The 6,891-nt window shown below is 67.2% G+C and carries 7 protein-coding genes; 3 read left to right on the top strand and 4 right to left on the bottom strand.

Going from position 1 to position 6,891, the window contains the following annotated elements; all coding sequences use genetic code 11:
• From CVM52_RS22235 to CVM52_RS22225, 3 genes are all read right to left on the bottom strand, one after another.
• The coding region (locus tag CVM52_RS22235) for a capsule polysaccharide biogenesis protein (protein WP_370741689.1) at positions 1–1,181 on the bottom strand (1,181 nt) is incomplete at its 3' end.
• A gap of 4 nt (positions 1,182–1,185) precedes the next feature.
• Complete coding sequence (locus tag CVM52_RS22230; protein WP_370301886.1) at positions 1,186–2,325, bottom strand: polysaccharide biosynthesis/export family protein; 1,140 nt, start codon at positions 2,323–2,325, stop codon at positions 1,186–1,188.
• Positions 2,326–2,420: 95 nt separating this feature from the next.
• Positions 2,421–3,713, bottom strand: a complete 1,293-nt coding sequence (locus tag CVM52_RS22225) for a capsule polysaccharide biogenesis protein (RefSeq protein ID WP_100164566.1) — start codon at positions 3,711–3,713, stop codon at positions 2,421–2,423.
• Positions 3,714–3,869: 156 nt separating this feature from the next.
• On the opposite strand from CVM52_RS22225, the gene CVM52_RS22220 reads away from it, so the two are divergent.
• Both CVM52_RS22220 and CVM52_RS22215 read left to right on the top strand, forming a co-directional pair.
• A complete protein-coding gene (locus CVM52_RS22220; protein WP_100164565.1) occupies positions 3,870–4,463 on the top strand; it encodes a riboflavin synthase in 594 nt (197 codons plus the stop codon).
• Positions 4,463–5,035 carry an RNA methyltransferase gene (locus tag CVM52_RS22215; RefSeq protein ID WP_205965006.1) on the top strand — a complete coding sequence of 191 codons (573 nt, stop codon included), beginning with the start codon at positions 4,463–4,465 and terminating at the stop codon, positions 5,033–5,035. The genes CVM52_RS22220 and CVM52_RS22215 overlap by 1 nt, the downstream gene beginning before the upstream one ends.
• Before the next feature lie 4 nt (positions 5,036–5,039).
• Here the strand turns inward: CVM52_RS22215 and CVM52_RS22210 are convergent, their stop codons facing one another.
• Positions 5,040–5,810, bottom strand: a complete 771-nt coding sequence (locus tag CVM52_RS22210) for an FCD domain-containing protein (RefSeq protein ID WP_100164563.1) — start codon at positions 5,808–5,810, stop codon at positions 5,040–5,042.
• Between the two features lie 335 nt (positions 5,811–6,145).
• Between CVM52_RS22210 and CVM52_RS22205 the strand changes: the two genes are divergently transcribed.
• The coding region (locus CVM52_RS22205; RefSeq protein ID WP_172721065.1) for an AAA family ATPase at positions 6,146–6,891 on the top strand (746 nt) is incomplete at its 3' end.

Below are 6,891 nucleotides of genomic sequence, written 5' to 3'. Positions count from 1 at the left end.
CCCAGCCCGCGCGAGCGCAGAAAGCCGTCCTCGACCCGCACGTCGCCGGGCTTTGCCCGGCTGGCCCAGGCCATGCGCGGCCGTTCGCCGGCGCCGGGCGCGGCTTCGCTGAAGATCACCCGTTTCTGCTGTCCGAAAAAGCGCTGCAGCGGCCGCCGTTTCCACAGCCGCATGCCGCTGGCGATCCAGCCGCGATGGTCCTGCCGCCAGGCCCGCGCCTGGGCCTCAAGGGTGTCCAGCACGCCTTCCAGCTCGCACAGCCGGTCGCGATAGGGATCGTACCAGACCGGGTAAAGGATCATCGCCGCCGCGAACAGCTGCGCGCGGGTCAGGCGGCGTTCGCGGCGCGGCACCGGGTTTTCGTCGCGCGTCAGGCCCCAGCCGGCATAAAAGGGCTGCCCGAACACGCGCGGGTTGTGCCCGGCCAGGATCGCCTCGAACCCCAGCTGCGACGACACCGTATAGACGCCCACCGCACCATCCATCAGCGCCCACGGGCTGACCGGATCGCGCAGCAGGGTGATCTTGCGATGGGTGTCTTCCGGCCCGAAATAGCCGGGGCGAAACCCGTCGGCGGTTTCCGGGTGGGTCTTGATCACCACCCGCGCACCGGGATGTTCCTCCTGCGCAAAGACCAGCATCTCGCGAAAGGTCGCGGCATCGGCGCCGCTGGCGGCGACCGAGGCATCGCCGCGGGTTTGGTCCACCACCAGCACATAGCCGGGCTCGGGCACCGGCGCTTCGGGGTCGAAGGCGTTGTATTTGCTCAGATGCCCCTCGCGCATCCGGGCGATGCCGTCGCGTGCCCGGTCCAGCAGCGCGGTGTCGTCCAGCGGTGCGGTGAGGAGGAGCTGTTCCAGATCCGACGGGGTGGAGGGGTCGAAATGCACCCCGGTCCGGTCCAGATGCAGGCCCAGCGGCGCCTCGCCGGACCGCCCCGGCCGGATCGAACGCAGAAACGCGTCTTCGACCCGTAACAGCGGCGCGCCGCGCCGCTGTGCCACCGCCAGCCCGCGCGGGGCGGTGGGGCTGGCGCCCCAGATGCCCACCATGTCACCGGACCCCGGCAGGCCCAGGCTGATCCGATAGCCGGCAAGTTCCAGGATCCGGCGCAGCCGCCGCTGGGTCAGGAAACCGCCGTTATAGACGTACAGCCGCTGGCCCCGGCGGTTGTCGGGCACCGGATCAGTCGCCGGCGTTGGTCAGCGTGGTGACATTGGCAAAGGGCGACAGTGATCCGGCCACCAGCGAGATGGTCTTGGTCCACTGGGTATAGGGCGCCTCGGTGACAAACAGGGTGTCGCCATCGCGGATGACGAAATCGCGCGCCAGGAAGATGCCGTTGGGCTGTTTCAGGTTCAGCACATAGATCAGCCGCTGCGCGCCCTGTAGGTCGGAGCGGCCCAGCACGCTGTCGGCGATCTCTTCCGCCTCGTTGCGGAAGATGAAGATCCCGGTCGGGTCCGAACTGGAGGCGATCAGCCCGCCGACCTGCGCAATCGCTTCCAGCGCCGACAGGTTCTGCGATTCAAACGGAACCCGGCCCTGTCGCCCGGTGGCGCCGAGCGCGGTGAACGAGCGGGAATCCTCTTCCACCAGGATCCGGTCGCCGGCGCGCAGCGCGATGTCCAGCTTGGGATTGTCATAGAGATCCTGGAACCAGACCTTGCCGCGCTGATTGCCGCGGATCACGGTTACCTGGGCGATCTCGGGCTCGATCACGATGCCGCCGGCATGGGCGAGCATCGCCGACAGCGTCCGCGTCGGCCGCTCGATCGGGTACACGCCCTGGCCGCCCACCGCGCCCGCCAGCGTCACGGTCGAGCCGTCACCGGCGACGCGGCGCACCTCGACCTGCGGGTCGGGGGTCTGTTCCTGCAGGCGCGCGGTGATGATCTCGCGCAGCTGGTTGGGCGTGTTGCCGGCGGCGCGCAGCCGGCCGGCATAGGGCACGAATATGAACCCCGAACTGTCGACCTGAACCTCTTCCAGCGGTCGCGCGCTGCCGGTCTCGCCGGTCAGCAGCCCGTCATCGACGTTTTCCCAGATCGTCAGCCCCAGGATGTCGCCGGGGTTGATGGTGTCGGCGGTGACCTGCGCGGCATTGGTGAAATCGGTGGAAAAGGCAAAGGCCGGCACCACGGCAGTGGCCCGTGTCACCCGGTCATTCACCTCGACGACAAAGGCGTCGCCTTCCTTCTGGACGGAGCCGGCGAAAATCTGCCGCTTGTTCGGCCCCACCTGGGGCAGCCCGCACGCGGATACGATGCCCAGAATCGCCAATGCGGCGACGGGCCGGACCCATCGGTCTGCAATGAATGCCACTGCTCGGTCTCCTCGACCTGTTTTATCTGCCTCGGTCTTTTTTCAAACCCTTAGCCGAAGGCGCGATAAAAATCCAGCGCGCGGGAGGCTGGCGGTCAGTTCACCAGCCGCAACTGTTGCCGCGGCGCCGCTGTGCCCAGGCGCAGCGCGTCATAGGGGTCTTCCGGGGCCAGCATCATGTCGACCACCAGCCGCAGCAGCTGTCTGCGGCCACTGCGCGAATAATAGCCACCGGGCACCTGGCTGGTCTCCAGCAGGTAGCGGCGGTAATCCTTGTAGGCGCGGGCATCCGGGCGGCTGGCGGCGCGAAAGAATTCCGGCAGCGTCTGCCCCGAGACGAATTCGGGCTTGGCATAGACCGCACGCCCGAACACCTTCAGCGGGATACCGCGCCACAGCACCTGCTGTCCGGCGGTGGAATTGACGGTGACTGCGCTGCGCGCATCGTTCAGCAATTCGGCCAGCTTGCCGCCGCGCACGAAATGCACCCGGCCTTTCAGCCCGTATTGCCGCGACAGCCGGCGGATCGCCCGGCGCACCGGTGCGCGGCCATCCTCCAGAGGATGCGCCTTGACCACCAGGTGATGATGGCGCGGCGCGCCCTCGGCAAATCCGGCAAAGACCTCGGCCAGGAACTCCGGCGTCGAGGCAAAGGGCGAATGCGCCCGGAACGAACTGTCGTGATCCAGCTGCAGCAGCGCCAGGTGATAGGGGAACCCGCCCGAGCGGATCCGCCGCGTCGCCAGCCGCCGCTCGATCGCGTGCAGCGGCATCAGCAGCAGCCGCTGCAGGTACAGGCGGAACTCGGATGTCACCGGGATGTCGCGATGCGGCCGGAAATGCCGATAGCCGCGGTTCAGCAGCAGCACGCAGCCGTGATAGGCGGCGCCGTAAAAGATATGCTGGCGCATGTCGCCCCAATGCGACGGTGGCAGCGGCGCCTCCATGTCCGACAGGGCCAGCGCCGCCTGCATCTCGGTCAGGCTCATCTGCATCAGCCGCGAATTGCCATTCGACCCGCCGCGCTCATAGGTGACCCAATAGGGCCGCATATAGCCTTCTTCGAAGACATGCACGTTCAGCCCGCGCGCCCGGGCAATCGCCACCGCCTGGGCATGGATCGGCCGGGTATCGCCATAGAGCACGATATCGGTGATGCCATGCGCCGCCACCAGCTTGGTGAAGGTTTCGGGCCAGTCCTCGGGCCGGCCGCGAAACGGGATATAGCTGCGCCCGTCGCGCCAGAACACCCGGTCGCCCATATTGAACCCGACCCGCCACACTTGCGCCCCGGTGGCGCGCAGCATCCGTGCCAGCGCGCCAAAGAACGGCCCGTGCGGCCCCTGCAGGAACAGGAAGGTCCGGTTTTCGGGCTCGGGTTGCGTCATGCCTGTGGCTCCTTGCCGTGATGGCATCGGAAGCGGTGTTATCATTGAGGTGGGGTAAAACTATGGCAATCAGCGGCTTGTCAAGAAATATCCGGGGCTTGCCCCGCGGCGGGGCCGGGTTTAGGTCAGGATGCAACAGGCTTGAGGAGCGTTTGCATGTTCACTGGCATCATCACCGATGTGGGCACCGTTAGGTCGGTCGAGCAGCGCGGCGACCTGCGCGCGCGCATCGCCACAAGCTATGACACCGGCCGCATCGACATCGGCGCCTCGATCGCCTGCGACGGTGTCTGCCTGACCGTTGTCGCGCTGGGGCCGGATTGGTTCGATGTCGATATCTCTGCCGAGACGCTGGCAAAATCCAATATCGGCCGCAACCGCTGGGCCGAGGGCCGCCCGATCAACCTGGAACGCGCGCTCAAGGTCGGCGACGAGCTGGGCGGGCATATCGTGTCGGGCCATGTCGATGGCGTCGCCGAGGTGGTCGAGATGCAGGACGAGGGCGACAGCACCCGCATCGTGCTGCGCGCGCCCGCCGCGCTGGCGCCGTTTATCGCGCCGAAAGGCTCGGTGGCGCTGAACGGCACCTCGCTCACCGTGAACGAGGTGACGGGCGCCGATTTCGGCATCAACCTGATCCCCCACACCAAAGAGGTGACCACCTGGGGCACCGTGGCGGTGGGCGATTTCGTCAATCTCGAGGTGGACACGCTGGCGCGCTATGTCGCGCGGCTGAAGGAGGCGGGGTGATGGCCGGGATCGGACATAACAACGGCCCGACGCTCGAGCGCGGCCAAAGCTATCGCGCCTATCAGTGGCGTCGTGCGCAAAAGCAGATGATGCCCAACACCATCCCGCTGATGATCGTCCGGATGCGGCTGCGCCGTGCCGCTGAACTGGGGATGGATTACAAGGCCTATGCCCGCATCCGCCAGGCCTCGGGGCAGGACATCATGGGGCTGCTGTTCTCCTCCAACGCTTTGCGCATCATCGGTGACGGCGCCAAAATGCCCGAGGCCGAACGCCGCGCGCTCGACCGGGTGAAAGCGGCCGAGAAACTGTCGCTGGTGCACCTGCCGAACCGACCCGACCAGGTGTTGCAGGCCAACCCGGTGCTGGATGCGACCGAGGCCGCGCCGCGCTTTACCGACAGCTGGTCGCAGATGCGCGAGCGGATCGAAGGCTTTATCCGCGCCCGCAAGCTGCCCGGCAGCCAGTTGGTGATCATCGGCGACGCCCCGCTGGAATCCGACTGGATGGCCGCGGCCAAGGCGGCGGGCTATCTGCCGGCGGCGGAATACTTCCCGCACCAGGCCGGCTGAGCCGTCAGCGGGTTTCCTGTTCATGCGCCAGCCGCTGGCGCGCCACGTCCTCGTTGCGCCGCGCCGTCTGCTGATCGCGCAGCGCCTGTTCGACATAGTTCAGATGCGCCCGCACCGCCGCCGCCGCGCCGGCCGGGTCGCGCGCCTGCAGCGCATCGTTGATGGCGCGGTGCTGGTCCAGCAGCGCCGCCCGCGAGGTGCGCTGGCTGAACATCACCTGCCGGTTATAAAACACCCCTTCGCGCAGCAGGTCGTACATCGACCGCATCATGTGGAGCATCACCACGTTATGGCTCGCCTCGATGATGGCGCTGTGAAACTGCGCGTCCAGCCGCGCCTCTTCCGCGGTATCGCGGCGGCGGTGGCTGGCCTCCATCTTGTTGAACACCGTCTGCACCACCGCCAGGTCCTGGTCCGATCCCAGCCGCGCCGCCCGCTCGGCCGCCAGCGCCTCGATATCGCGGCGGAACGAGACATAGTCGAACACCGCCTCTTCGTGGATCGAGAACAGCCGCAACAGCGCCGGCGAAAACGCCGAGCCCAGCACTTCCGCCACGAAGATCCCGGAACCGGCGCGGCTGGTCAGCAATCCCTGAGCCTGCAAGTCGGCCACCGCCTCGCGCAGCGACGGGCGCGACACGCCCAGCCGCTCGGATAGGTCGCGTTCCGGCGGCAGCCGTTCGCCCGGCCGCAGAATGCCGCGCAGGATCAGCAGCTCGATCTGACGCACCACCGAGGCCGACAGCTTTTCGGGTTCGATCTTCTGAAAGGGCATTCTTGGCTCCGCTCGGTCGTCGCGAGACAATAACGCCACCGCCCGCCAGCCGTCCAGCGGCCCGGCCAACACGCCGCATCCTCTCTGCCCTGCGGGGGCGAGGGTTGGGGGAGCGGGCATGTACCGCCGTCAAGCCGCTCAACAGGTGACGCAGACCGCAGTCCGTTTCCCTCGATTCCCCCGAATCCACCCCCACAGATAGGCGGGAACAGGCCGAAACCCGCAATATCTTGGGGATAAATCCCCCGATTTCGCCCTTTCCCCCCGCAAACGCGTTGACGCGCGTGGCCCGAAGACCGCACATTTCTTCTTCAATAGGAATCAGAGGCAGAGCTTTGCGCTTTTCCAAACTCAGGCTGACCGGCTTCAAAAGCTTCGTCGACCCCACCGACCTTGTTATCGCCGACGGGCTGACCGGGGTGGTGGGGCCGAATGGCTGCGGCAAGTCCAACCTGCTCGAGGCGTTGCGTTGGGTGATGGGCGAAAACCGCCCCACCGCCATGCGCGGCGGCGGCATGGAAGATGTGATCTTTGCCGGTGCCTCCACCCGCCCGGCCCGCAACTTTGCCGAAGTCACCCTGCATCTGGACAATTCCGAGCGGCTGGCGCCCGCCGGGTTCAACGATTCCGATACGCTGGAAGTGATCCGCCGCATCACCCGCGATGTCGGTTCGGCCTACAAGGCCAATGGCAAGGACGTGCGCGCGCGCGATGTTCAGATGCTGTTTGCCGATGCCTCGACCGGCGCGCATTCGCCGGCGCTGGTGCGGCAGGGCCAGATCTCGGAACTGATCAACGCCAAGCCGCAGGCGCGCCGCCGCATCCTGGAAGAGGCCGCCGGTATTTCCGGCCTCTACCAGCGCAGGCACGAGGCCGAGCTCAAGCTGAACGGTGCCGAAAACAACCTCACCCGCGTCGATGACGTGGTCGAACAGCTGGCCGGGCAACTGACCCAGCTGGCCCGCCAAGCCCGGCAGGCGGCCCGCTATCGCGAGATCGGCGAGGCGCTGCGCCTGGCCGAGGGGCTGTTGCTCTATCGCCGCTGGCGCGATGCCGACGAGGCCCGCTCGGGCGCCGAGGC

The sequence above is a fragment of the Pseudooceanicola lipolyticus genome (genome assembly GCF_002786325.1).
Taxonomy (GTDB): domain Bacteria; phylum Pseudomonadota; class Alphaproteobacteria; order Rhodobacterales; family Rhodobacteraceae; genus Pseudooceanicola_C; species Pseudooceanicola_C lipolyticus.
The sequence above is the reverse complement of the archived record's forward strand: the minus strand, read 5'-3'. Positions and strand labels throughout refer to the sequence as shown.

What these genes read in the sequence shown, in the direction of transcription:
- CVM52_RS22225 (WP_100164566.1), bottom strand. Translation starts at nt 3,713, where the DNA reads ATGACGCAACCCGAGCCCGAAAACCGGACCTTCCTGTTCCTGCAGGGG.
- CVM52_RS22220 (WP_100164565.1), top strand. Translation starts at nt 3,870, where the DNA reads ATGTTCACTGGCATCATCACCGATGTGGGCACCGTTAGGTCGGTCGAG.
- CVM52_RS22215 (WP_205965006.1), top strand. Translation starts at nt 4,463, where the DNA reads ATGGCCGGGATCGGACATAACAACGGCCCGACGCTCGAGCGCGGCCAA.
- CVM52_RS22210 (WP_100164563.1), bottom strand. Translation starts at nt 5,810, where the DNA reads ATGCCCTTTCAGAAGATCGAACCCGAAAAGCTGTCGGCCTCGGTGGTG.